General features: G+C 72.8%; 20 protein-coding genes. 11 read left to right on the top strand and 9 right to left on the bottom strand.

Annotation, left to right across the window (positions count from 1 at the left end; translation table 11 throughout):
• Positions 1-24: 24 nt before the first annotated feature.
• Genes AWQ68_RS37965 through AWQ68_RS37955 form a run of 3 tightly spaced genes read left to right on the top strand, consistent with a single transcriptional unit; the run spans position 25 to position 3,025 of the window.
• Entirely contained in the window at positions 25-897 is an 873-nt protein-coding gene (locus AWQ68_RS37965) for a branched-chain amino acid ABC transporter permease (RefSeq protein WP_066950848.1), read from the top strand.
• A 19-nt stretch (positions 898-916) separates the two neighbouring features.
• The gene (locus AWQ68_RS37960) at positions 917-2,026 is read left to right on the top strand and encodes a zinc-binding dehydrogenase (protein ID WP_066950845.1); all 1,110 of its coding nucleotides are present in this window, start codon (positions 917-919) and stop codon (positions 2,024-2,026) included.
• Between the two features lie 30 nt (positions 2,027-2,056).
• Entirely contained in the window at positions 2,057-3,025 is a 969-nt protein-coding gene (locus AWQ68_RS37955; RefSeq protein WP_066950843.1) for an aldo/keto reductase, read from the top strand.
• Between the two features lie 376 nt (positions 3,026-3,401).
• On the opposite strand, the gene AWQ68_RS37950 is transcribed toward AWQ68_RS37955, so the two are convergent.
• From AWQ68_RS37950 to AWQ68_RS37920, 7 genes are all read right to left on the bottom strand, one after another.
• The gene (locus AWQ68_RS37950) at positions 3,402-3,905 is read right to left on the bottom strand and encodes a MarR family winged helix-turn-helix transcriptional regulator (RefSeq protein ID WP_066950840.1); all 504 of its coding nucleotides are present in this window, start codon (positions 3,903-3,905) and stop codon (positions 3,402-3,404) included.
• Positions 3,906-4,069: 164 nt separating this feature from the next.
• Positions 4,070-5,698, bottom strand: coding sequence for an amidohydrolase (locus AWQ68_RS37945; protein ID WP_066950839.1), 1,629 nt, complete (start codon positions 5,696-5,698; stop codon positions 4,070-4,072).
• Positions 5,699-6,103: 405 nt separating this feature from the next.
• Positions 6,104-6,631 carry a DUF1697 domain-containing protein gene (locus tag AWQ68_RS37940; protein WP_066950836.1) on the bottom strand — a complete coding sequence of 176 codons (528 nt, stop codon included), beginning with the start codon at positions 6,629-6,631 and terminating at the stop codon, positions 6,104-6,106.
• 99 nt (positions 6,632-6,730) lie between these two features.
• Entirely contained in the window at positions 6,731-7,138 is a 408-nt protein-coding gene (locus tag AWQ68_RS37935) for a DUF4259 domain-containing protein (RefSeq protein WP_066950834.1), read from the bottom strand.
• Positions 7,139-7,276: 138 nt separating this feature from the next.
• Positions 7,277-8,293 carry an alpha/beta fold hydrolase gene (locus AWQ68_RS37930; RefSeq protein WP_066950897.1) on the bottom strand — a complete coding sequence of 339 codons (1,017 nt, stop codon included), beginning with the start codon at positions 8,291-8,293 and terminating at the stop codon, positions 7,277-7,279.
• A 355-nt stretch (positions 8,294-8,648) separates the two neighbouring features.
• Complete coding sequence (locus tag AWQ68_RS37925; protein ID WP_066950831.1) at positions 8,649-9,326, bottom strand: response regulator; 678 nt, start codon at positions 9,324-9,326, stop codon at positions 8,649-8,651.
• Complete coding sequence (locus AWQ68_RS37920; RefSeq protein WP_066950829.1) at positions 9,323-10,456, bottom strand: sensor histidine kinase; 1,134 nt, start codon at positions 10,454-10,456, stop codon at positions 9,323-9,325. Before AWQ68_RS37920 ends, AWQ68_RS37925 begins: the two co-directional genes overlap by 4 nt.
• Before the next feature lie 176 nt (positions 10,457-10,632).
• Between AWQ68_RS37920 and AWQ68_RS37915 the strand changes: the two genes are divergently transcribed.
• From AWQ68_RS37915 to AWQ68_RS37905, 3 genes are read left to right on the top strand one after another with little or no spacing between them, the layout of a single operon-like run.
• Complete coding sequence (locus tag AWQ68_RS37915) at positions 10,633-11,076, top strand: hypothetical protein (protein ID WP_157546415.1); 444 nt, start codon at positions 10,633-10,635, stop codon at positions 11,074-11,076.
• The gene (locus tag AWQ68_RS37910) at positions 11,073-12,620 is read left to right on the top strand and encodes a multicopper oxidase family protein (RefSeq protein ID WP_066950823.1); all 1,548 of its coding nucleotides are present in this window, start codon (positions 11,073-11,075) and stop codon (positions 12,618-12,620) included. The genes AWQ68_RS37915 and AWQ68_RS37910 overlap by 4 nt, the downstream gene beginning before the upstream one ends.
• A 40-nt stretch (positions 12,621-12,660) precedes the next feature.
• A complete protein-coding gene (locus tag AWQ68_RS37905) occupies positions 12,661-13,275 on the top strand; it encodes a hypothetical protein (RefSeq protein ID WP_157546412.1) in 615 nt (204 codons plus the stop codon).
• Here the strand turns inward: AWQ68_RS37905 and AWQ68_RS37900 are convergent.
• Positions 13,254-14,537 (bottom strand): FAD-dependent oxidoreductase, encoded by a 1,284-nt coding sequence (locus tag AWQ68_RS37900; RefSeq protein WP_066950821.1) that lies wholly within the window; start codon positions 14,535-14,537, stop codon positions 13,254-13,256. The genes AWQ68_RS37905 and AWQ68_RS37900 overlap by 22 nt on opposite strands.
• A gap of 187 nt (positions 14,538-14,724) precedes the next feature.
• Between AWQ68_RS37900 and AWQ68_RS43215 the strand changes: the two genes are divergently transcribed.
• Together AWQ68_RS43215 and AWQ68_RS37890 are read left to right on the top strand one after the other, a co-directional pair.
• Positions 14,725-15,597, top strand: coding sequence for an NAD(P)-dependent oxidoreductase (locus AWQ68_RS43215; RefSeq protein WP_066950818.1), 873 nt, complete (start codon positions 14,725-14,727; stop codon positions 15,595-15,597).
• Between the two features lie 52 nt (positions 15,598-15,649).
• Complete coding sequence (locus AWQ68_RS37890; RefSeq protein ID WP_066950815.1) at positions 15,650-16,576, top strand: aldo/keto reductase; 927 nt, start codon at positions 15,650-15,652, stop codon at positions 16,574-16,576.
• Positions 16,577-16,585: 9 nt separating this feature from the next.
• Here the strand turns inward: AWQ68_RS37890 and AWQ68_RS37885 are convergent, their stop codons facing one another.
• Positions 16,586-17,425 (bottom strand): TIGR03619 family F420-dependent LLM class oxidoreductase, encoded by an 840-nt coding sequence (locus AWQ68_RS37885; RefSeq protein WP_066950813.1) that lies wholly within the window; start codon positions 17,423-17,425, stop codon positions 16,586-16,588.
• A 110-nt stretch (positions 17,426-17,535) separates the two neighbouring features.
• Between AWQ68_RS37885 and fdh the strand changes: the two genes are divergently transcribed.
• The 3 genes from fdh to nrfD form a co-directional block, all read left to right on the top strand.
• Complete coding sequence (gene fdh, locus AWQ68_RS37875) at positions 17,536-20,727, top strand: formate dehydrogenase (protein WP_157546406.1); 3,192 nt, start codon at positions 17,536-17,538, stop codon at positions 20,725-20,727.
• Positions 20,720-21,568, top strand: a complete 849-nt coding sequence (locus AWQ68_RS37870; RefSeq protein ID WP_066950807.1) for a 4Fe-4S dicluster domain-containing protein — start codon at positions 20,720-20,722, stop codon at positions 21,566-21,568. Before fdh ends, AWQ68_RS37870 begins: the two co-directional genes overlap by 8 nt.
• A gap of 52 nt (positions 21,569-21,620) precedes the next feature.
• A partial coding sequence (gene nrfD, locus AWQ68_RS45505) for an NrfD/PsrC family molybdoenzyme membrane anchor subunit (RefSeq protein ID WP_245656516.1) occupies positions 21,621-22,079 on the top strand: 459 nt, incomplete at its 3' end.

The raw sequence follows: 22,079 nt of genomic DNA, 5'->3' as shown, positions 1-22,079 counted from the left end.
CGCCAGCCCATCGGGAGGTGTCCGATGTTGAACTCTGTGATCGCCGGGCTGACCAGCGGCGGAGTGTACGCGCTGCTCGGCCTGTGCGTCGTGCTGACCTACCGCCTCGTGGCGGTGGTCAACTTCTCCATGGCGGCGGTCGGCTCCATGGGGGCCTTCGTGATGGTGACCCTCACGGACACCGGCCTCAACGCGTGGCTCGCGCTCGTCGTGGGAGCGGTCGCGGGCGCCGTGCTCGCCGCGCTGCTCGGCGCCGTCCTGGTGCGGTGGTTCGGCGAGCACGACGAGCGCACCAAGGCCGCGGTGACCGTCGGCGTCTACGTCGCGCTCATGGCCGTCGGCCTGCGGCTCTTCGGCAACACGACGTCCGGCGCGCGCCGCTTCCCCGCGCCGTTCGACGCGCCCGCGTTCACCGTCGGCAGCGTCGTCGTGCCGCAGTCGGTGCTGGTGTCGCTCGCGTTCGCGGTCCTGATCACCGTCGGCGTCGGCCTGCTGCTCTCCAGGACGCGGGTCGGGCTCCGGCTGCAGGCGCTCTCCGAGCGCCCGTCCACCGCCCAGGTGGTCGGCATCCCCGCGCCCCGGCTCGCCGTCGCTGTCTGGGCCGCCATCGGCGCGATCAGCACGCTGGTGATCGTCCTGGTCGCCCCGCGCCTCGGCGGCGACTTCTCCACCCTCGGCAAGCTCATCAACACCGCGCTGGCCGTCGCCATGCTCGGCGCCTTCCGCAGCCTGCCGCTGACGCTCGCCGGAGGCGTCGTCCTCGGCCTGCTCGAGGGCCTGTCCGCCTCGCTGGAGGCGATCCAGCAGTACCGCGGCATCGTCCCCTTCCTCGTGATCCTGGTGCTGCTGTGGTGGCGCAGCCGGGGCGAGATCTGGGACACCGCGCACAGTAGATAGCGAAATCGGAGATCATCACATGCCAGTTCCGTCCTCGACCCGCGCCGCGGTCCTGCGCGCGCACGGGGAGCCGCTGACCATCGAGGAGATCCCGCTGCCCGGCGAGTGCGCGCCGGGCGCGGCGATCGTGCGGGTCCGCTGCGCCACGCTGTGCGCCACCGACGTCCACCTGTGGAGCGGCGCGATGTCGTTCCCCGGGATGCTCCCGATGGTGCTCGGGCACGAGATGGTCGGCACGGTGGAGGCCGTCGGCCCCGGCACCGTGGACGCCCTCGGCCGCGAGATCAAGGAAGGCGACCGGATCGGCTGGTCGGAGTCCGTGTGCGGCCACTGCCACGGCTGCACCGTGCTGCGCAGCCCGGTCGCCTGCTCCGACCGCGGATACGGCTTCCGCCAGCGCTCGGACCGCTGGCCGTACGCCACCGCGGGCCTGGCCGAGTACAACTACGTCGGGCCGGGCGCGCTGAAGGTCGTCCTGCCCGACGACGTCGACGACACCTGGGCGGCCGGCGCCGGATGCGCGGTCAAGACCGTGCTGCGCGCCTTCGACCGGGCCGGGGGAGTGCGCCCCGGCGCGAGCGTCGTGGTCCAGGGCGCCGGAGCGCTCGGCATCGTCGCCACCGCCGTGGCCAGGACGTCCGGCGCGGGCACGGTCGTCACCGTCGGCGCCCCCGACAGCCGCCTGGAGCTGGCCCGCCGGTTCGGCGCCGACGTCACGATCGGCCTGGACGGCGACGCCGCGAGCCGGGTCGCCGCCGTCATGGACGCCACCGGCGGACGCGGCGCCGATTTGGTGCTCGACCTCGCGGGCGCGCCCGGCGTCGGCGCCGAAGCGGTGGAGATGGCCGCCCAGGGCGGCACGTTCGTCGTCGTCGGGAGCACCGGCCCCGTGCCCGAGCCCATCCCCCTGGGGACCGTCATGGGCAAGGAGATGGCCGTGGTCGGCTCGCTGAACGGCGACGTCGGCGACTACTACCGGGCCGTCGAGTTCCTCCGGGTCTTCCAGTCGCGGTTCGCCTGGGACGAGCTGTTCAGCGAGCCGGTCGGCCTGGCCGGGGCCTCCGAGGCGCTCGCGTCGATGTCCCGGCTCGAGCAGGTCAAGCCCGTGATCCACCCCTGGCTTCCCTGACGTCCCTCCCACCGGCTTCCAAGGAGACCCATGACCGCATCCACCACCGTCGTCCCGCGTCGCCGCATCGGCACGCACGGGCCGGAGGCGTCCGTCCTGTCCCTCGGCTCGTGGCACACCTACGACCGGATGGACTTCCGCGACGCCGTCGACATGGTCCGGCACGCCGTCGATCTCGGCATCAACCTGTTCGACGTCGGCGTGTACGGATTCCCGGGGCACCCGCCGGTCTTCACCGACGTGTTGTTCTCCGCGATCGTCCGCGCCGCCGGCATCGCCCGTGATGAGTACCTGCTGTCCGCCAAGCTGTGGCTGGAGCCCTACCCCGAGCTGTCGCTGCGCGCGCAGCTCGACAACGCCCTCTTCCGGGCCGGCACCAACCGGGCCGACATCGTCGTGCTCGGCGACATCCGCAGGGGCGACCTCGACCTGCGGCGACTCGCCGCCGACCTCGCCGAGCTGGAGGCCGACGGCGTCATCGGCTGCTGGGGCGTGAACAACTGGTCGGCCACCGCGATCCGGACGATCCGGGAGCACGCGCTCGCCGCCGGGTCGCCCGGGCCGCAGATGGCCCAGCTCAAGTACAGCCCGTGCCGCCGCTCGATCCCGGACGGCGCTCCCTTCGCCGCCGTCTTCGCCGAAGGCGTCAGCATGCAGGCGTCGGACGTCATGGAGGGGGGCATCCTCGCGGGCAAGACCGCGCCGTCCCGGGAGATCGGGCGGGACCCGGGCGGCGTGCGTGAGTGGATCATCGAGGCCGCGGCGGGCATCGCCGAGGTCGCGGCCGACCTCGGCGCCACCCCGGCCCAGCTCTGCGTCGCCTTCACGCTCACCCATCCGTCGGTGAGCACCGTGCTGTTCGGCGCGAGCCGCATGGAGCAGCTCGTCGGCAACGTCGGTGCTCTTGAGCTGGTGGAACGCGTCGGAGCGGAGCGGCTGCGCTCCCTGCTCGACCCGTTCTGGGTGGACCGCGACGCCGTGGACCCCGAAGGGCCCTGACAGTGCCTATTGGCCTCGCTTCGCTCGGCGGGCTCGGGGCGCCCACAGGCGATGTCTTCCCTCGTCACTCGGGGCTTCGTACCTCAGCCCACTCGTTCCTCAGTCCAGACACCGCCGCGCCCCTCGCGTGATGGTTCGGGGCCGTAGTGATTGGTTGAGGGCGTTCGCTGTATTCGGCGGGTTCGGGGCGCCCACAGGCGATGTCTTCCCTCGTCACTCGGGGCTTCGTACCTCAGCCCACTCGTTCCTCAGTCCAGACACCGCCGCGCCCCGAGCGTGATGGTTCGGGGCCGTAGTGATTGATTGAGGGCGTTCGCTGTGTTCGGCGGGCTCGGGGCGCCCTCGGTGATCTCGGGATCATCGGGGGCGCCGCAGGTCACCGCTCCGTGCTCTCCAGATGCTGGACGATCTTCCTGAGCGAGTCGGCCAGCCCGCGGCGCTGCTCGCTGTCCAGCTCCTTGACCACGAAGGCCTCCTGGCGGTTGAAGTCGGGGAACAGCGAGCGCATCAGGCGCTCCCCGGACGCGGTCAGCTCCAGCATGACGCGGCGCCGGTCCGTCGGGTGGGGGAAGCGGCGTAGGTGCCGGTAGGACTCCAGGGTCTTCAGCACGCCGGTGAGCGTGCTCTTGGAGATGCCCGCCTCCGCCGCGACGTGCCGGGTCTCGCTCTCGCCCCAGATCCACACCACCCACATGACGACGAACCCGGTCCAGGTGAGCCCGGTGTCGCGGAGCACGGTCTGCTCCAGATGGTTGCGGATCGCGGACGAGGCCCGATAGATGTTCGACACCGCCCACATCGCCTCGAAATCGACATTGAGTCCACCGAGCCGATCGCCGATGGCGTCCTCGGTCTGGCGCAGAGTGTGGTGTCCGGTCATGATTAGCCACGTTAGGGCCGCTCGGCGCGTTCGTCGAAATATTCGGTCCCGAACAAGCGCTCGCCGGGCGTCCGGCGTCCATGTGAGATCGGCCGGAAACGGCTCCGGAACGGGCTGAGAACCGGCCCGTTCGGGCCGGCTCTCAGTGACGAAGCGGCCCCGAATCAGTCGGCCGCGAAGACCACGGCGCCGTCGAAGACCGTCATCTTGACGGGCGCGGACGGGATCTCCTCGGGAGCCCGCGCGCCGCTCACGCACAGGTCGGCGACCTTGCCGGGGGTGATCGACCCCTTCCAGCTCTCCGCGAAGTCCTGCCGGGCGCCGTTGGCGGTGTAGCAGCGCAGCGCCTCCTCCAGGCCGATCCGCTCCCACGCGCCGCTGACCCGGCCGCTCGCCCCGGACGCCCGGGACAGCAGCGAGGCGACGCCCGCGCGCCAGTCGGGGAAGGTGACCGGCGCGTCGGAGCTGCACGCGGTCGCCACGCCGAGGTCGAGGGCGGAGCGGGCCGGCCACTCGTTGTCGGCCGTCGCGTCGCCGAACATCTCGCGCATCTGGTCCGACAGCAGACCTTGGATCGCGGGCTGCATGTTGATGCCGTACCCCAGCTCGCCGAGCTTGGCGAGCGCCTGCTTGGACGCGAACTGCCCGTGGATGAGGTAGTGCCGGGCGTCCGGCCGGGGGTGCTCGCGGGCGACGGTCGCGAGCGCGTCCACCACCGCGTCGATGCCCCTGCTGCCGATCACGTGGATCCCGAGCTGCAGCCCGGCCGTGTGGACCAGCCGCAGGATATCGGCCAGCTCCTCGCCGCGCGCGGCCTCGGTGTGCCCGTGGACGCACAGGGCGCCGTGCCCGCCGGAGGGGTACTCCTCATGCATCCAGGCCGTCCCGGACGGCGGGATGCCGTCGGCGAACACCTTCACGCCGAGCAGCCGCACCAGGCGGGGGTCCACGCCGGTCAGGTCGGGCGGGGACGCCAGGTACGCGGCCGTCTCGGCGACCGACGCGCCCGACATCGGGCTGGGCAGCCCGAGCACGCTCACCCGCGCGGTCAGCTCGCCCGCGACGGCCAGCTCGGCGAACGTGTCGAGCACGCCCGCGCTCATCCCGCCGAAGAACGAGTGCTGCCCTCCGGGGCCGAGGCCGGGCTCGGTGAAGCTGGTGATGCCCTCCCGGTTCAGCGTGGCGAGCACGTCGCGCAGCACCTGGGCGCGCTCGCGCGGCGTCGGGGAGGGCAGCACGCGCTGGACGGCGGCCTGGTCGCCGTCGTGCAGCAGCCCGCCGTGGCCGTGTCCGCCGGAGATGCCGGCCAGCTCCATCGCCCGCGAGTTCACCCACGTCACGTGGCCGGAGAAGTCCTGCAGCAGCACCGGATGGTCGGGCGCGACCATGTCCAGGTCGGCCGCGGTCGGCTGCCGCCGGGGGTCCGCGACGCATTCGGCCAGCGTGCTGGTGTCCCATCCGGTGCCGCGGATCCACTCCCCGCGCGGAGTCTCCCGTACGGCGTCGGCTACCGCGGCGCGTACGGCGGCGATCGAGCCGAGCGCCACGTCGAGGGAGAAGGGCGGCCGGTTCAGCCCGAAGCCGCACGCGTGCAGGTGCGAGTCGTTGATCCCGGGCAGCAGGACCCGGCCGCCCAGGTCGACGACCTCGGTGCGCGGCCCGATCCAGTCCCCGGCGTCTGCGCCGGCGTGGACGATGACACCGTCCCGTACGGCGACCGCGCCCGCCACCGGGAGGTCGTCGTCCATGGTCAGTACGGTGCCGTTGACGAACACCAGATCCGCGTGTGTCATGAACCGCTTCCCAGGTAGGCCCGCTCGGGGGGTTGCCGGACGTACGCAGCGATCCGGCCCTTCGCTGCGGTCGTCGCTCGTGCGGAACCGAACATTCGCTGATTGCAGGCGATCGTATGGCTGCAAATGAGCTGCGGGCAAGCCCTTCGTGATCGGCCTGTGGTCAACGCTCCCGGTGTGTTGTCGCGCGGTTCGGTGCTGCCGACGCGCCCACACAGGACATGCGGCCCAAGTCGGGAGGGAAGCGTGATCCCCGTTTCTCGGAGTCGGCGGAACGGGAGGCGGCAAGGGGCTGGGCGCACGTGTGTGTCACCGCCGCCGAGGATGTCGTACGGCACCTAACGATCGCTCACCGCCCGGTGCCTTGACTGACACGCCGCTGCCCTGACCGTCAGGGGGCGGCGCTCACCCCTCCGCCAGGGCCAGCAGCCGGGTGACCGTGTTCCAGTTCCGGGTCGTCCACGTCCCGCTGAGCCGCTTCGCCAGCAGCGGGTCCAGCCGGGTGCGCCGCATGCCCTCCGGGAAGTACAGGTACAGCTCGCGCGCGCCGATCCGCATCTCCTCGGGCGCATAGGCGGCCGGGTCGATGCCCTCCAACGCCGCCCTGTCCGGCGGACCGGACAGGAACAGCACCGCGAACCTGGTCGGGTCCGGCACCTCCAGCGGGTTGTCCTCGACGACCCGGCGCAGCTCCGCGGCCGTCCGCACGATGACGGAAACGGTGCGGCCGAGATCCTCGGCGATCCCGCGTTCGATGAGCGACGCGACCCGCTCGGGCCGTTCGTCGGCCGAGGTGAACACGACGTTGCCGCTCCGCAGGTGGGTGCGCACCTCGGAGTGCCCGAGCCGCTCCACCACCGCCCGCAGGTCGGGCATGGCGATCGCGGTGCCCGAGTTGACGTTGATGCCGCGCAGCAGGGCCGCGTACCGCATGGTCCGTTCCCTTCTCCCGAAGTTCTCCCGAAGTCGGGGGAGACGCTACCGGGGTTACCTGACGACCGATGTCAGGTACAGGCGAGCGCGTCGGGCGCGCTACGACCCGGCCCCGAGCGCCTCCCGGTACGGCGCGAGCCGGTCCAGCCACGACGCCAGCGCGTCCGCGTCGTCCCACAGGTCGTACAGCTCGTTGTCGTCGGGGAGGGCCGCGCGGTCGAGCGTGGCCCGGGCGAGGTCGCGCAGCGCGTCGGTCACGGCGAACGGATGCCGCTCGAGCCACTTGGCGGCGATCACGTCCGGCTCGGCACCGATCAGCCGGGCGCCGACCAGGCACGCCGCGGCCACCGCGCCCGACAGGTCGTGCGCGTCGAGGTACTCGCCCTCGTCGAGGGTCTCCCGCATGACCTGGGCGAGGCCGCCGGGCACGTCCTCGCCGGCGTCCAGATGCCCGAGCGCGTCGAGCGCCCCGTCGTTGTCGAACGGCCCCAGGTCCCACGCGCCCATGTCGATCCTCCGGTGTCGGGAAGCGGTCGGCGTGATCGTAGCGACCGCCCCCGACAATCTCCGCAGGCGTACGCTCTCGCCCGTCGCGCTCTGCCGGTCCGGCGGGGCGCGACGTCGTACCCCAGGCCGGGGAGCGCGTCACGCCTCCCGGGCGAGCAGTTCCTTGAGCGCGTCGTCGATGAAGCGCGTGTCCTCGGGGTTGGCGCCGCCTCCGGCGAAGTGCCCCCACGAGCCGGGGATGACGCGCAGCTCCGCCCCGGGGATGTGGGTGATCTCCCACTCGTTGTCCTCGGGCGGGAAGTAGAGGTCCTGTCTGGCCGGCATGATGATCGACGGCATGCGGATCCGGGCCAGCGCCTCCTCCGTGCCGCCGACGCCGGGGGTTCGGCCCACGTCGGCGTTCTGCCAGGTCCACAGCATGGCGAGCAGGTTGTTCGCGTCCCGTTTGATGAACAGTCCCTCCCAGAAGCCGACGAGGAAGTCCTCCAGGGACGCGTAGCCCAGCGGCTCCCGTTCGTAGACCCGCTCCCGGTAGAACTGCTGGCTGAATCCCCATCCCGCGTACACGCGGGCCAGCGCCCGGAGCCCCGTCCACGGCTGCTCGCGGTACCAGCCGCCGTTCCAGGCGGCGTCGGCGGTCAGCGCGGCCTTCACGCCTTCGAGGAAGACGAAGTTGTGCAGGCTGGTCCGCGCGGAGCCGCAGAAGGGGAGGATCCGCCGGACCATCTCCGGATGGCTGACCGCCCACTGGTAGGTCTGCCCGGCGCCCATCGACCAGCCCGTGACCAGTTCCAGGCTCTCGATGCCGAAGCGCTCGGTGACCAGGCGGTGCTGGATCTCCACGTTGTCGTACATGGTGACGTGCGGGAACCGTGCCCGGTCGAACGGGGGCGGTGTGTTGCTGGGCGAGGAGGAGAGCCCGTTGCCGAGCATGTTCGGGACGATGATGAAGTACCTCGCCGGGTCGAGCGCCATGCCGGGACCGATGAGCCACTCGTTCTCGTAGTGCTGCCCGGAGTACCACGTCGGGTAGACGATCGCGTTGCTCCTGGCCTCGTTCAGCTCGCCGTACGTCTTGTACGCCAGCTTGGCGTCGGGCAGGGTGATGCCGGACTGGAGCCGGACGTCGCCCAGGTCGAAGATCTCATAGTCCATCGGGGCCTCCTCGCCGGCCAGGCGGTGCCGTCCGCCTGATCCGTCCCTGATGTCCACGTTAACCCGGGAGTTCGGCGCGCTCCCGGGGCCGCGACCGGCGTCGCTGGGCACAAGGGCGTCCGCGCAGCGTAGACGATCAAACATGTATTTGAGCATCTCGCCTATGTTCCGTCTCACTCCGCAGCGGTTGACTGGGTCACCGCGCGGAGGACGGCCAGGGGCCGGGCATCGCGCGCGACCATAAGGAGCCTCGATGTTGTTCGCGCTGACGGCCGACCCGGCGGCCGTGGCCCTCCTGCTGACCGGCGCCGTCGGTCTGGGCCCGCCCGCGACCCGGCCGCGCCGGGGTGACCCCTCAGGGACGCGGCGGCCGGCCCGCACCTGGGGTGACCAGCCCCGACTCGTACGCGAAAACGACGAGCTGGGCCCGGTCGCGCGCCCCCAGCTTGGTCATCGACCGGCTGACGTGCGTCTTCGCGGTGGCGTGGCTGATGACCAGGTGCGCGGCGATCTCCTCGTTGGACAGCCCGGACGCGGCCAGGGCCACCACCTCGCGCTCGCGGTCGGTCAGCCGCTCCAGCCCGGGTGCGGCCACCGGCCGGGGCGGCGTGGCGACGTACTCCTCGATCAGTCGGCGGGTCACCGACGGCGACAGCAGCGCCTCTCCCCGGGCGGCCACCCGCACCGAGCGCAGCAGCTCGGCGGGTTCGATGTCCTTGAGCAGGAACCCGCTGGCGCCCGCCCGCAGCGCGGCGAAGACGTACTCGTCGAGGGCGTAGTTGGTCAGGATCACGACCCGCACCCCGTCGAGGTCGGGATCCGCGCCGATGCTCCGCGTCGCCTGGATGCCGTCGAGCAGCGGCATCCGGACGTCGAGCAGGGCCACGTCCGGCCGCAGCGCGCGGGCCAGCTCGACCGCCGCGGCGCCGTCGCCCGCCTCGCCCGCCACCGCGATGTCCCCCGCCATTTCGAGCAGCGCGCGGAAGCCCGCCCTGATCAGCGGCTGGTCGTCGGCGAGCAGCACCCGGATCATGACGACTCAGTGAGAGGAAGCTCGGCGTGAACGAGGAAGCCGCCCTCCGGGGCCGGCCCGGCCGACAGCGAACCGCCCAGCGCGACGACGCGCTCCCGCATCCCGATCAGTCCCATCCCGTGACCGGCGGCGCCGCCGGACGATCGCCCGTCGTCCGCCACCCGGACGACGATCTTCTCCGGATGGTATTCGGTCGTCAGGGTGATCGACGCCGGGCCCGCGTGGCGCAGCACGTTCGTGAACGCCTCCTGCACGATGCGGTACGCCGTCCGGTCCACCTCCTCGGGCAGCTCCCGCCGGTCGCCGGCGACGACGGTCCGTACGGGCAGCCCGGCGGCCTCGGCCCGCGACACGAGCCGGGGCAGCGCCGCGAGACCCGCGGGCGCGGCGTCCGGGTCGGCCTGCCTGAGCACGCCGAGGGTCCCGCGCAGCTCGCGCATCGCGTCGCGCCCGGACTCCTTGATCGCGGCCAGCGCGTCCCGGGCCAGTTCCGGGCGCCGGTCGAGGAGCTCCATCGCGACCGACACCTGGACGTTGATCACCGAGATGCTGTGGGTGAGCGAGTCGTGCAGCTCCTGCGCGATCCACAGGCGCTCCTCGCCCGCCCGGCGCAGCGCGGCCTCCTCACGGGTGCGTTCCGCCTCGATCGCCCGCTGCTCCACCTCGCGCAGGTAGGCGCGGCGGTTCCGCGTCACCTCGCCGAGGACGACCATCGCCACCAGCCACCCGCCGAGCAGGTTGAAGCCGTCGCCCGGCCCGGGGTCGGTGTCGGCGAGCGCGATCAGGCCGTAGATGCCCGCGTCCATCACGACGGCGAGGCAGATCGCCAGGCGCCGCCGGCCGAGGGACGCGGCCGTGTAGATCGCGGTCAGCGCGGGGGCGGCGGCGAACACGCCGGGGTAGCGGCAGGCGTAGTAGATCACCGCGCAGGCCACCGTGATCACGCCGACCGGCAGCGGAGCGCTCCGGCGGAAGGCGAGCGCGGGCGCGGCGACCGCGATCAGTGCGAGGCCGAACGTATCCAGCGGGCGTTCGAACGGGCCGGAGCTCGACAGCTCGCCGTACGTGCCCGCGACGATGCCCGCCAGGGCGGCGATGGCGATCAGCGCGTCGGTCTTGCGGGCGTCCACCCGCGCCACCCTAGGCCCTCGGCTCCGGCGCGCCGCCCTTCCCGGGACGGAGATCGCGCGTACATCCCCGGTGGTACGCCGCGCGCGGGAGGGCGCGGCCTACCGCCTGCGATGTACGGCGAACAGTCGTCCCAGGGAGGACGATCTTGCACTGCGACGGCGGAAGCATGACCGGCATGAACGTTCCCTCCTTCGTGGCCGATCGACCGGCGCGCGCCGTCCGGGCCGGCGCTCCCGGCTGGATCGTCTGGTGGCTGCGGATCGCCGCCACCGCGCATCTGGCCGGGGTGCTCGGCCAGGCCGCGCTGGCCGGGCTGTTCGTCACCGGCGACGTGGACATGCTGACCCTGCACCGCGACAACGGCGGATTCACGCACGCCCTGCTGTACCTCCAGCTCGTCGCCGCGATCCTGCTGTGGCGTCCGGGTCGGGGGCCGCGCGGCCCCGCCTGGGCGAGCGCGGCGCTGGTCGTCCTGGAGACGGCGCAGATCGGTCTCGGTCAGAGCCGCGTGCTGGCGGGACACTTCCCGCTCGGCATGACGATCTTCGGCGGCTCCGCCGTACTGGCCGTCTGGACCTGGCGGAGCCTGCGGCCCCGCGCGCGGGAGGCCGCGGCATGACGCGTCCGTACCGGCTGTCGCGGCGCGGCTTCATCGGCGCCCTCGGCGGCGGCGCGCTCGCCCTGGCCGGGTGCGGCCGGCTCGGCGGGGAGACCTCCGGACGCACGCTCACCAGCGCGCTGCGGCTTCCCGCGCCGTTCACCGTGCCGCTGCCCGTCCCCCCGGTCGCCCGCCCGGTACGGCCCGGCCACTACGAGCTGGCGCAGCGCGCGGCCAAGGTGGAGATCATCCCGGGCACGAGGACGGAGGTGTGGGGGTTCGACGGCGTCTTCCCCGGGCCGACCCTCGACCTGCGGCGCGGGAGCCAGGCGGTCGTCCGGGTCCGCAACGAGCTGTCCGTCCCCACGTCCACCCACCTCCACGGCGGGGTGACCCCGGCGGACTCCGACGGCTACCCCACCGATCTCGTGGTCGCCGCCGGGCGCGGGTTCCGGCCGGTCGGCGGGCACTCCCACGGCGGCATGCGGATCGATCCGGATTTGTGGAAGTTCCACCCCGGGGCCAGGGACTACGTCTACCCGCTGGATCAGCGAGCGGCCACCCTCTGGTACCACGACCATCGGATGGACTTCACCGGCCCGCAGGTGTGGCGCGGGCTCGCGGGGTTCCTGCTGGTACGCGACGACGAGGACGACGCGCTGCCGCTCCCGAAGGGCGACCGCGACATTCCTCTGATGATCTGCGACCGCGCCTTCGACGAGGACGGCGCGTTCCGCTACCCCTCGCGCGACCCGAGCCTGCTGGTGCGGGCGGGCGTGGACGACGCGTACATGGAGGGTGTCCAGGGGGACGTCGTCCTCGTCAACGGCGCCCCGTGGCCGGAGCTGGAGGTGGCCGCGGTCCGGTACCGGCTGCGGCTGCTGAACGCCTCCAACGCCCGGCGGTACCGCCTGGAGCTGCGGCCGGGCGGCCGGTTCGTCCAGGTGGGCAGCGACGCGGGGCTGCTGGCCGCGCCGGTGGAGCACGACGCCGTGACGATTGCCCCCGCCGAGCGGTTCGACGTCGTGGTCGACTTCTCCGCCTATCCCGTCGGCACCCGGGTGACGCTGGTCAACACGCTGGACGGCGGTACGGCGCGCAACGTGATGGCCTTTCGCGTCGCGAGGAAGGCCGCCGACGACAGCGCGATCCCGGCGCGGCTCTCCCGCCCCGGGCGGCTCCACCGCTCCGACGCCGTCACCACGCGGGTCTTCGACTTCCGCAAGTCGGGGGAGTGGGCCGGCGCGTGGACGATCAACGGACGGCCCTTCACGCCGGGCACCCCGCTGGCGCGGCCCCGCCTCGGGACCGTCGAGCTGTGGCGCCTCGCCAGTGACTTCCACCATCCGGTGCACGTCCATCTGGCGCACTTCCAGGTGCTGACCCGCAACGGCAAGGCGCCCGCGGCCACCGACGGGGGCTGGAAGGACACCGTGGACCTGCGCCCGTACGAGGTGGTCGAGGTCCTGGTCCGGTTCGAGGGCTACCGCGGGCGCTACATGATGCACTGCCACAACCTCGAACACGAGGACATGGCGATGATGGCCGACATCGACGTGGTCTGACCCGGTGGCGGACGCGGCCGTCATGCGGGAGAGTGATCGGGTGATTCATCGCAAAGCGGGCGGTTCACGAGGCGTCGCGGCGGTCGTCCTCTCCGTCGGGCTCCTCACGGTCGCCGCCTGCGGGACCGGCGCGCCGTACAGCCAGGCGCTGATCGACCGCGCCCGGGCCCAGGGCTCGGCCCCGGACCTGATCTACGGGGTCGAGGTCCCCGGCTTCGAGCTGGCCGAGCAGTCCGTCGGCGTCATCGGGGAGGAGGGGTTCGGCGCCGTCTACGCCTCCCCCTCCGGCGCGCGAGTGGAGCTGCGCGTCGATCGGGGCGCGTTCGGAGACGCCCTCTGCACCGAGACGCCGATCTTCGACGCCGAGCCGGGCTCGGCGGTGACGTGCGATCGCGACGAGGTCGGCTGGTACCGCTCCGGCGGCGGGCGGCACGAGTACGTCGCGGTCAGGGGCGACCACCTGATCCGGCTCGTCGGCCAGATCGAGGAAGTGGCGCGCGACGCGCTGAAGTCGGCCGTGGCGGGGGCGCGGAACGCGGTCGGCGACGGGACGGCCACGGGGGACGGCTCCCCGCCGCCGAGCCCCGTCCAGCGCGGCGACCTGCCGACGCACGGCGACATGGCCCCGGACAATCACGTCGGCCCGGGCGGCTGAGTGGCGCGGCCCCGCTCCGGCGTGCGCACGTGCTCGGGGCGGAAGCCGTACAGCATGATCTGCGCGAGGAGCTGGGAGATGAGGCGGCGGGCGTACGCGCCGCGCAGGATCGCGGGCGGCCGTGGCACCTCGCCGTCGAGGACCCGGCCGACGAGCCGGCGCTGGGCCAGCAACTGGACGAACTGGGTGCCGACCGTCGGGAGCGTCCGGCGCCGCTGGACCCGCTGGACCAGCCCGGGGTTCAACGTCTTGTCGAACCTCGCCGGGTCCGCCTGGGCGCGCAGGAGCGGCTCGGCCAGCAGGTTGGCCGTCGCGACCGCGTCCTGAACGGCGAGGTTGATGCCCACGCCGCCGATCGGCGACATGGTGTGCGCGGCGTCGCCGATCGCCAGCAGGCCGGGCCGGTCCCAGCGCCTGAGCCGGTTCACGCCGACCTCGAGGAACGCCACCTTGTCCCAGTCGTCGACCTCGTCGACCCGCTCGCCGAGGAACGGCAGCAGCCGGGCCAGCCGGGTCCGGAGCCCCTCCAGCCCCTGCTCCCTGATCCGCCGGAACGAGCCCTTGGGGATGAGGAACGCGATCTGCCAGTACGCGCCCCGGTCGATCGCGGCCGCCATCTCCCCCCTGCCGATGTGGGCGGTGAGGCCGCCGCCTTCGTCGCCGTCCGGGCGGCGGGAGACACGCAGCCACAGCACGTCCATGGGCGCGCCGAAGTCGAGGGGGATCATGCCCGCGGCCCGCCGCAGGTCGGAACGGCGGCCGTCGGCGGCCACCGTCAGCACGGCGCGCAGCTCGTGCTCGCCGCCCGCGTCCCGGTAGCGCAGCCCGCGGATCGCGCCGCCGTACTCGATCGGCCCGAGGGTCTCGGCGTTCATCAGCAGGCGGAACGAGGGGTAGCGGCGGGCGTGCTCCACCAGCAGGGTGAGGAAGTCCCACTGCGGGATCATCGCGATGTGCCGGTACTTCCGCGTGGACGGGAACCGCCGCAGGTCGGCGTCGATCAGCGGACCCTCGCGCGTCAGCATGCGGAGCGTCGTCAGGTCGCGGTGGGGGATCCGCTCCAGCTCCTCCACCAGCCCCAGCTCGTCCAGGAGCTGCAGCGTCGAGGGGTGCACCGTGTCCCCGCGGAAGTCGCGCAGGAAGTCCCCGTGCTTCTCCAGCACCGTCACCTGGACGCCGGCGCGGGCCAGCAGCAGGCCCAGCATCACCCCCGCCGGGCCGCCGCCGGAGATGGCGCAGGTCGTGCTCTCGGGGTCCGGCATCGCCCGGCTCCTCCCGGTGGGTTTCCTTCTGGCAGTACATGACCGTTCCCGACGTAAATCACGGCATTCCGCTGCAAAGACAGATATTTCCGGGTTCCACCCCTCCCTTGGAGCGGCGCGACCCGGCACGTTCCCGTACGGCGGGCCCGGGGACAATGGCCGCAAGGGGGACAAGGGGGGATGCGGCATGCACGTCGCGGTGCTCGGGATGGGCAGGATGGGGCGGGCGCTGGCCGAACGGCTGCTCGCGCGGGACTTCACCGTCACGGTGTGGAACCGGACGCCGGGCCGGGCCGGCGAGGTGACCGCGCTCGGTGCCACCGAGGCGGCGGACCCGGCGGAGGCCGCGCGCGACACCGAGGCCGTGCTGATCTCGCTCGCGGACGACGCGGCGGTGCGCGAGGTCATGACCCGGCTCGCCGGGATCGAGGGGCCGATCTTCGCCGACATGAGCACGGTCTCCCCGGACACGTCGCGGGCGCTCGGCGAGGCGGCGCCGGGAGGCAGGTTCGTCGCCGCGCCGATCATCGGTGGCCCGGCGGCCGTCGTCGAGGGGAACGCGTTCACGCTGGTCGGGGGCGACCGCGAGCTGGTCGACGACCTGCGGCCGATCTGGACCGAGGCGTTCGCCGCCTACCGCTACTGCGGGACCGACCCGGGCGACGCGGTCGTCTTCAAGCTGCTGAACAACTACCTGCTCATGTCGAGCGTCGCCGTGCTCGGCGAGGTGGTCGCCACCGGGCTCGCGGCCGGGGTGGACGACCTCCTGCTGCGGGACTTCCTCCTCGGATGGCCCACGGTGCCGCCCGCGGCGCACAACCGGATCGACGATATCCTCAGCGGTGATCATCGCGGCTGGTTCACCACCACGCTCGGCGCCAAGGACGTACGGCTCGCCGTGGAGGTGGCCCGGGCGGCCGGGGTGGACCCGCCGATCGCCCGGCTGGTCGAACGGCGCTACGAGGAGGCGGCCGAGCTGGGCTGGGCCGACGCCGACATCGGCGCCGTCGTGGAGCTGCTCCGCTCGCGTCGCCACGCCGTACGCGACGAGGGACGCTAGCCGGACGCGATGAGCACAGATGACGAAATAGGGGAGTTTTTCCGTGTCTGACATGTCCTACCGCCGCCTCGGCGACTCCGGCCTGGTCGTCTCCGAGGTCGGCCTGGGAGCGAACAACTTCGGCCGCCGGATCGACATCGACGCGACCCGCGCGGTGGTGGACGCCGCACTGGACGTGGGGATCACCCTCATCGACACCGCCGACATCTACGGCGAGTCCGAGGCGTTCCTCGGCGAGGTCCTGCAGGGTAGGCGCGACGAGGTGGTCCTGGCCACCAAGTTCGGCGGGGACACGCAGGGCGCGAACGGGCCCGACTGGGGCGCCCGCGCCTCCCGCCGGTACATCCGCAAGGCCGTCGAGCGGTCGCTGCGCCGCCTGCGCACCGACTGGATCGACCTCTACCAGCTGCACTTCCCCGACCCGGCGACCCCGATGGAGGAGACCCTCGCCGCGCTGACGGAGCTGGTGCGCGAGGGCAAGGTCCGCTACATCGGCTCGTCCAACCTCGCCGCCTGGCAGGTCGCCGACGCCGACCACATCGCCCGCGCCGCCGGGTACGAGCGCTTCGTGTCGGCGCAGAACGAGTACAGCCTGCTCAACCGGCGGGTCGAGCAGGAGCTCCTCCCCGCCGCCGAGCACTACGGCGTCGGCGTGCTGCCCTACTTCCCGCTGGCGAACGGCCTGCTCACCGGCAAGTACCGGCGCGGCGCGACCCCTCCCGAGGGGACCAGGCTCGCCGCCCGGACCGACTACCTCACCGACGCCCGCTTCGACACCGTGGAGCGGCTGGCCGGGTTCGCGGAGCGGCAGGGGGTGGGCCTGCTCGACGTCGCCATCGGCGGCCTGCTCGCCCAGCCGGCCGTGGCCTCGGTCATCGCCGGAGCCACCCGGCCGGAGCAGGTACGGGCCAACGCCGCCGCCGGCGCGTGGCGCCCGGACGCGGCGGCGCTGGCCGAGCTCGACGAGCTCGCGGCGTAGCCGGGCCCGTCACTCGCCCCGCATGTCGGCGAGCGCCGCCTCGAAGGCGTCCATCTCGCGTTCGATGCGGGCCGGCCCGACGGACGGCAGCCACGCCATCACGCGCGACACCCCCGCCTTCTCGCACTGCTCCAGGACGGCGGGGTCGGCCGGGGCCGACAGCAGCACCACCCTGATGAGCCGGCCCGCGTCGTCCGCGCGGCTGAGCAGCTCGGGCACCCGCTCCAGGACGCCCGGGCCGTAGTTCGGCAGCCAGGCGTCGCCGTACGCCAGGACGCGGTCGAAGACGCGCGGGCCGGTCCCGCCGACGAGGATCGGCGGGTACGGGATCTGCGCCGGCTTCGGCCACGACCACATCGGGCCGAACGACACGAACTCGCCGTGGTACTCGGCGTCGGCGTGCGTCCAGATCTGCCGCATCGCCTCGATGTGCTCCTTCAACACGGCGAAGCGGCGGGCGGGATCGACGCCGTGGTTGCGGATCTCGGGGTCGTTCCAGCCCGCGCCGACCCCGAACTCGAACCGGCCCCCGGTCAGCGCGTCGACGCTGGCCACCGCCTTGGCGAGGGCGATCGGCTCGTGCTGCGGGACCAGGCAGATGGCGGTGCCCACCCGCAGCCGGGTCGTGGCGGCGCCGGCGGCCATGCACGCCACCAGCGGGTCGTACGTGTGCCAGTACTTGCGGGGAAGCGGCCCGCCGTCCGGGCCCAGCGGCGCGGCGCCGGTCACCGGGATGTGGGTGTGCTCGCTGAACATCAGCGCGACGTGGCCCCGCTCCTCGACCATGCGGGCGAGCGTGGCGGGATCGACGGCGTCATGCGTGGCGAAGTAGCCGAATCCGGAGTCCATCGAGCCAGCGTAAGCCGGGGGTGTGTCCCGCCCGCGGACGACACTCGCTGCCCGCCGCGGCTCGCGCGGACGGGCGGTTAGACCGGGCCGAGCCGGGCAAGACACGCATCATGGCAGGTGGGGGATTGTTCGCCCGGTGGCCGGTGATCCGGCAGCTCCGGGGACAGGACGGCAGAGGCCAGGCCGCGCGGTCGGCACGAACCGACGCGCTGCGGCCCCGGGTCGAGGAGGCCGACAGCGTCGCCCGCTCCGTCTGCCCCTACTGCGCGGTCGGCTGCGGCCAGCTCGTCTACGTCAAGGACGGCAAGGTCAGCCAGATCGAGGGCGACCCCGACTCGCCCATCTCGCGGGGCCGGTTGTGCCCGAAGGGGTCGGCCAGCAAGCAGCTCGTCACCCACGCCGGACGCCAGACCACGGTGCTCTACCGGCGGCCGTACGGCATGGAGTGGGAGCCGCTCGACCTCGGCACCGCGATGGAGATGATCGCCGACCGGGTCATGCGGACCCGGAGGGACACCTGGCAGCAGGAGCACGAGGGCAAGGTCGTGCGCCGCACCATGGGCATCGCCGGCCTGGGCGGGGCGACGCTCGACAACGAAGAGAACTACCTGATGAAGAAGCTCTACACCGCCCTCGGCGCGATCCAGGTGGAGAACCAGGCCCGCATTTGACACTCCTCCACCGTCCCCGGTCTGGGGGCCAGCTTCGGGCGCGGCGGCGCCACCACGTTCCAGCAGGACCTGATGCGCGCCGACTGCATCGTCATCCAGGGGTCCAACATGGCCGAGTGCCACCCCGTGGGCTTCCAGTGGGTGGTCGAGGCCAGGGCCCGGGGGGCGAAGGTGTTCCACGTGGACCCCCGCTACACGCGGACCAGCGCGCTCTCCGACCGGTACCTGAACATCCGGGCGGGCAGCGACATCGTGCTGCTCGGCGCGCTGATCAACCACGTCCTGTCGAACGAGCTGGACTTCCGCGAGTACGTGCTGGCCTACACGAACGCGCCGATGATCGTGTCCGAGGCGTACCGCGACACCGAGGACCTCGACGGCCTGTTCTCCGGCTTCGATCCGGAGACCCGCGCGTACGACCCGTCCACCTGGAGGTACGAGGGGGTGGCCGAGGAGCCGGCGGCCGGGCTGCGCGCCGAGCAGCTCGAAGCCGGCCAGGCCCACGCCCTGGCCGCCGGGCCCGACCAGTACGGCGCGGGCGGCGCGGCGGCGCACCCCCACCCGACGACGGACCCGACGCTGCGCCACCCGCGCTGCGTCTACCAGGTACTCAAGCGGCACTTCGCCCGCTACACGCCGGAGATGGTCGAGGAGCTGTGCGGCCTGTCCCGCGCGGACTTCGCCGAGCTCGCCGACGCGATCATCGCCAACTCCGGCAGGGAGCGCACCACCGCCTGGGTCTACTCCGTCGGCTGGACCCAGCACACCGTGGGCGTGCAGTACATCAGGACGGCGTCCATCCTGCAGCTCCTGCTCGGCAACATCGGGCGGCCGGGCGGCGGCATCATGGCGCTGCGCGGCCACGCGAGCATCCAGGGCTCGACCGACATCCCGACGCTGTTCAACATCCTGCCGGGCTACCTGCCCATGCCGTACTCGCACGCGGACGAGAACCTGGACGCCTACCTGACGCGGGCGGGCGGGGACACCGGCTTCTGGGGCAGGAAGCGCGCCTACATGGTGAGCCTGCTCAAGGCCTGGTGGGGCGACGCGGCCACCGAGGAGAACGGCTTCCGCTTCGACAACCTGCCGCTCCTCACCGGCGACCACGGCCACTACAGGACCGTCATGGGCATGATCGAGGGGACGGTCAAGGGCTACTTCGTCGTGGGGGAGAACCCGGCCGTCGGTTCCTCCGGCGGGCGCGCGCAGCGGTTCGGGCTGGCCAACCTCGACTGGCTCGTCGTACGCGACCTGACCCAGGTCGAGACGGCGACCTTCTGGAAGGACGGCCCCGAGCTGGAGACCGGGGAGATGCGCACGGAGGACATCGGCACCGAGGTGTTCTTCCTGCCCGCGGCCAGCCACGTGGAGAAGGAGGGCACCTTCACCAACACGCAGCGGCTGCTCCAGTGGCGGGAGAAGGCACTCGACCCGCCCGGTGACTGCCGTAGCGACCTGTGGTTCTACTACCACCTCGGCAAGCTGCTCAAGGAGCGGGCGTCGTCCGACGACAGGGACCGGCCGCTGCGCGAGCTCACCTGGGACTACCCCGAGGAGGGCGAGCACCGCGACCCGTCGGCCTCGGCCGTGCTGCGCGAGATCGGCGGGGTCGGCCCCGACGGCCGGGCCCTCAGCGCGTACACGGAGCTGCGACCGGACGGCTCCACCCGCTGCGGCTGCTGGATCTACTGCGGCGTCTACGCCGACGAGGTCAACCAGGCGGCCCGGCGCCGGCCGGGACGCGAGCAGAACCTGGAGGCCCTCGAATGGGGCTGGGCCTGGCCGGCCAACCGGCGCATCCTCTACAACCGCGCCTCCGCGGACCCCGCGGGCCGTCCCTGGAGCGAGCGCAAGGCGTACCTCCGCTGGGACGAGGAGCGGGGCGAGTGGGCCGGGCCGGACGTGCCCGACTTCGAGAAGGGAAAGCATCCCAGCTACCTGCCGCCCGACGGCGCCGCCGCCGAGGACGCGCTGTCCGGCACCGACCCGTTCATCATGCAGACGGACGGCAAGGGCTGGCTGTTCGCCCCTGCGGGCCTGGCCGACGGGCCGCTGCCCGCGCACTACGAGCCCCTGGAATCGCCGGTGCGCAACAGCCTGTACGGCACGCAGTCCAACCCGGCGCTGCGGACCTACCCGCGCCCCGAGTCGCCGTACAACCCCGAGCGGTCGCCGCGCTTCCCGTACGTGCTCACCACGTACCGGCTGACCGAGCACCACACGGCGGGCGGCATGAGCCGGCCGCTGGCCTACCTGGCCGAACTGCAGCCGGAGCTGTTCTGCGAGATGTCGCCGGCGCTCGCCGCCGAGCTGGGCCTGGAGAACGGCGACTGGGCCACGATCGTGACCAGCCGGACCGCGATCGAGGCCCGCGTGCTGGTCACCGAGCGCGTGCGGCCGCTGCGGATCCAGGGCCGGATCGTCCACCAGATCGGCCTGCCGTACCACTGGGGATGGGGGAGCGGCGGCCTGGTCACCGGCGACATCGTCAACGACCTGCTGCCGATCGCGGTCGACCCGAACGTCTACATCCAGGAGAGCAAGGCGACCACCTGCGACGTACTGCCCGGCCGCCGGCCGCGCGGCGCGGAGCTGCTCCGCCTGGTCGAGGAGTACCGGCATGGCTGAGCGGATGGGCTTCTTCACCGACACGAGCATCTGCATCGGCTGCAAGGCGTGCGAGGTGGCCTGCAAGGAGTGGAACCTGCTCCCCGACGACGGGTTCGTGTTCGAGGCGACCTCCTACGACAACACCGGCGCGCTCGGGGCGAGCACCTGGCGGCACGTCGCCTTCATCGAGCAGCAGCCCGTCTGGACGGCCGGCGGCACGACCGGCGACGGCGACGGGAGCGGGAAGCCGTTCCAGATCGGGCCGGACGGCCGCTGGCTGATGTCGTCGGACGTCTGCAAGCACTGCACGCACGCCGGCTGCCTCGACGTCTGCCCGACGGGCGCGCTGTTCCGCACCGAGTTCGACACGGTGGTCGTGCAGGCCGACATCTGCAACGGCTGCGGCTACTGCGTGCCCGCCTGCCCGTTCGGGGTGATCGCCCGCAGGGAGGACGACGGCCGGGCGTGGAAGTGCACGATGTGCTACGACCGGCTGCGCGGCGGGCTCGAACCCGCCTGCGCCAAGGCGTGCCCGACCGACTCCATCCAGTTCGGCCCGCTCGACGAGCTGCGTGAGCGCGCCGCCGCCCGCGTGGCCGAGCTGCACGCGCTCGGCCGCACCGAGGCCCGTCTGTACGGCGAGAGCCCGGACGACGGCGTCGGCGGGATGGGCGCGTTCTTCCTGCTCCTCGACGAGCCCGAGGTGTACGGCCTGCCGCCCGACCCGGTGGTGCCCACGCGGGACCTGCCCGCGATGTGGCGGTGGGCCGGGGCGGCCGCGCTCGCGATGGCGGGCGCCGTCGCCCTGTCCTTCCTCGGATCCTCCGACCGGCTCCTCGGACGGGGCGGGCCGCGATGAGGCGGGACCGGAGAGGAGCGTCCTCGATGACGCGGATGCGGGAGAGGTGCCGATGACCAGCAGCACGCGCGAGCGGGAGCCGCGGACGGACGACGCGGAGTTCCGGTCGTACTACGGGCGGCCGGTGATCAAACGGCCGGTCTGGCACGTACCGCACATGCCGGCCTACCTGTACCTGGGCGGGCTGTCCGGGGCGTCCTCGCTCACGGCGGTCCTGGCCCGGGCCACCGGGCGGCCCCGCCTAACCCGCACCGCCCGGATCGCCGCCGCGGCCGGGGCGGCCGGGGGCACCGTCCTCCTGATCGCCGAGCTGGGCCGGCCCGCCCGGTTCCTCAACATGCTCCGCATGTTCAAGCCCTCCTCGCCGATGAGCGTCGGGTCGTGGATCCTCGCCGCCCAGGGCGGCCTGTCGGCGGCCGCGGCCGCCTCCGCCGTGACCGGGATCCTGCCCGTCGCGGGCGACGCCGCCGCCCTCGCCACGGCGGTGACCGGGCCGCTGACCGCGACGTAC

Origin of the sequence: Microtetraspora fusca (assembly GCF_001570365.1) — a bacterium.
Taxonomy (GTDB): domain Bacteria; phylum Actinomycetota; class Actinomycetes; order Streptosporangiales; family Streptosporangiaceae; genus Microtetraspora; species Microtetraspora fusca.
The sequence above is the reverse complement of the archived record's forward strand: the minus strand, read 5'-3'. Positions and strand labels throughout refer to the sequence as shown.

Bases quoted from the DNA above. Each gene is read 5' to 3' on its own strand.
- AWQ68_RS37910 (WP_066950823.1), top strand. From the start codon at position 11,073: ATGACGCGTCCGTACCGGCTGTCGCGGCGCGGCTTCATCGGCGCCCTC.
- AWQ68_RS43215 (WP_066950818.1), top strand. From the start codon at position 14,725: ATGCACGTCGCGGTGCTCGGGATGGGCAGGATGGGGCGGGCGCTGGCC.
- AWQ68_RS37925 (WP_066950831.1), bottom strand. From the start codon at position 9,326: ATGATCCGGGTGCTGCTCGCCGACGACCAGCCGCTGATCAGGGCGGGC.
- AWQ68_RS37890 (WP_066950815.1), top strand. From the start codon at position 15,650: ATGTCCTACCGCCGCCTCGGCGACTCCGGCCTGGTCGTCTCCGAGGTC.
- AWQ68_RS37950 (WP_066950840.1), bottom strand. From the start codon at position 3,905: ATGACCGGACACCACACTCTGCGCCAGACCGAGGACGCCATCGGCGAT.
- AWQ68_RS37900 (WP_066950821.1), bottom strand. From the start codon at position 14,537: ATGCCGGACCCCGAGAGCACGACCTGCGCCATCTCCGGCGGCGGCCCG.
- AWQ68_RS37935 (WP_066950834.1), bottom strand. From the start codon at position 7,138: ATGGGCGCGTGGGACCTGGGGCCGTTCGACAACGACGGGGCGCTCGAC.
- AWQ68_RS37945 (WP_066950839.1), bottom strand. From the start codon at position 5,698: ATGACACACGCGGATCTGGTGTTCGTCAACGGCACCGTACTGACCATG.
- AWQ68_RS37930 (WP_066950897.1), bottom strand. From the start codon at position 8,293: ATGGACTATGAGATCTTCGACCTGGGCGACGTCCGGCTCCAGTCCGGC.
- AWQ68_RS37885 (WP_066950813.1), bottom strand. From the start codon at position 17,425: ATGGACTCCGGATTCGGCTACTTCGCCACGCATGACGCCGTCGATCCC.
- AWQ68_RS37870 (WP_066950807.1), top strand. From the start codon at position 20,720: ATGGCTGAGCGGATGGGCTTCTTCACCGACACGAGCATCTGCATCGGC.
- AWQ68_RS37915 (WP_157546415.1), top strand. From the start codon at position 10,633: ATGAACGTTCCCTCCTTCGTGGCCGATCGACCGGCGCGCGCCGTCCGG.
- AWQ68_RS37965 (WP_066950848.1), top strand. From the start codon at position 25: ATGTTGAACTCTGTGATCGCCGGGCTGACCAGCGGCGGAGTGTACGCG.
- AWQ68_RS37955 (WP_066950843.1), top strand. From the start codon at position 2,057: ATGACCGCATCCACCACCGTCGTCCCGCGTCGCCGCATCGGCACGCAC.
- AWQ68_RS37960 (WP_066950845.1), top strand. From the start codon at position 917: ATGCCAGTTCCGTCCTCGACCCGCGCCGCGGTCCTGCGCGCGCACGGG.
- AWQ68_RS37940 (WP_066950836.1), bottom strand. From the start codon at position 6,631: ATGCGGTACGCGGCCCTGCTGCGCGGCATCAACGTCAACTCGGGCACC.